This window comes from Commensalibacter sp. A3DC, from assembly GCF_047307945.1.
In the GTDB taxonomy this organism is placed as follows: Bacteria; Pseudomonadota; Alphaproteobacteria; order Acetobacterales; family Acetobacteraceae; genus Commensalibacter; species Commensalibacter melissae.
This window is the reverse complement of sequence record NZ_JAXOQA010000124.1, coordinates 1-1,531: the sequence shown is the minus strand read 5'-3', so window position 1 is coordinate 1,531 and position 1,531 is coordinate 1. Positions and strand designations below refer to the sequence as shown.

General features: G+C 38.4%; 2 protein-coding genes. One reads left to right on the top strand and one right to left on the bottom strand.

All coding sequences use genetic code 11. The features are described from left to right. On the top strand, window positions 1-289 hold a 289-nt coding region (msrB, locus tag U0839_RS08770; protein WP_413550511.1), incomplete at its 5' end, for a peptide-methionine (R)-S-oxide reductase MsrB. A 5-nt stretch (window positions 290-294) separates the two neighbouring features. On the opposite strand, the gene U0839_RS08765 is transcribed toward msrB, so the two are convergent. Then, a complete protein-coding gene (locus U0839_RS08765; protein ID WP_155565759.1) occupies window positions 295-1,470 on the bottom strand; it encodes an MFS transporter in 1,176 nt (391 codons plus the stop codon). Between the last annotated feature and the right edge of the window lie 61 nt (window positions 1,471-1,531).

Here is a 1,531-nt window from a genome sequence, read left to right as displayed (position 1 = left end):
GAATTATGAATGGAGAGAAGGGGTGTATCAATGTATTGCCTGTCATGCACCCCTGTTCAAGGCAAATATGAAATTTGAAAGTGGTTGTGGCTGGCCATCTTTTTTTTCTGTAATAAATGGTGCGATCGAAACGGAAGTAGATACAAGTCATCATATGAAAAGGATTGAGGTTCATTGTGCCAGATGTAAGGCACATTTGGGTCATTTGTTTCAGGATGGACCTGCGCCAAATGGGGAAAGGTATTGTATCAACGGGATTGCACTCAATTTTGAAAGACAAATAAAATAGTTCATTTAGCCAAAAGATACGTCTTTAGTAAAAACCAACCAGAAAACCAGGGCACAAAGGGCAATCAGTGAAAGCGTGAGAAAAGCCTGATCATAACCATGGTATTTTGCTATTGTTCCTGCAAGATAATGACTGCATGATGCGCATAATCCCTGACATGTGAAGATAATGCCTAGTCCCGTATTAAATCGTCCTGATCCTTGCATTATCTTGGCAACGATTCCAGGGATGGCAACACCGATCAGACCAGCACCAACACCGTCAAGAATTTCGGCAGGAAGCAAAACAAGGGGATGTTGAATTGTTCCAATCAGTAATCCTCTTGCAGGTAGTGCAACAAGGGCTAAAACAAGCAGAATTCTATATTCATGCCGTTTTGCAAAAAACGCGGCAAAAATGGCCATTGGGATCATTGTTGCCTGAGCAATTATGATCGTCATGGCGGTATAGGATCCCGGTTTATTGATAATATTTTTTGCGACCATTGATTGACTTAAAAGTGGAAGCATCGCTGCATTGGCAAGATGGAACAAACCGATCGTAACAGCAAGAATAAAAAGTTTTTTATTTTTTAAGAGTTTGAAAAAGGGTTGGGGACTGGTTTGGTTGACATTTAACCCCCGTGCAATTTTATTGTCAATTTGTCTGGATGGGATTAATGCAAGGGCTGTAATAGCCAGGAATGCTGAACAGCTCATTAAAATAAAAATAGCCTTTAATCCAAAATAATAACTTGCTATTCCGGCTATAAGGGCTGCACAAGCATTTCCTGCATGATTAAATGATTCATTATACCCAATTTGTTTATCAAAGAGATCGGGTCCCACCAATCCCATTGTTATGCTGACTGTTGCTGAAATAAGGGTTGCTCCGGCAATGGCAATTAACATTTGAGAAATGATTGTCATTGGCAAATTGGGATAATGATAGATAAAATAGCAGCCCATAATGATACTGATTGTGGCAATAATACCTATATTTTTTTTGTAACGAATATGATCAATCAGCATACTTACGGGTGTGGTGATGATTATGCTGGTTAACCCAGCCAATGTCATGACAAAACCGATTTTATTAACTTGCCAATGATTTTGCTGCAGAAACACACCTAGGAAAGGTCCTAAACCGTCTCGAACATCGGCTACAAGAAAATTAAACAGATTAAGAAAATAAAGTGGCATAAAATCTTGAAATTGTCATTGTTATGAAGAATTGATTATATATGATTTATTTTCTTTAAAA

What these genes read in the sequence shown, in the direction of transcription:
- U0839_RS08765 (WP_155565759.1), bottom strand. Translation starts at nt 1,470, where the DNA reads ATGCCACTTTATTTTCTTAATCTGTTTAATTTTCTTGTAGCCGATGTT.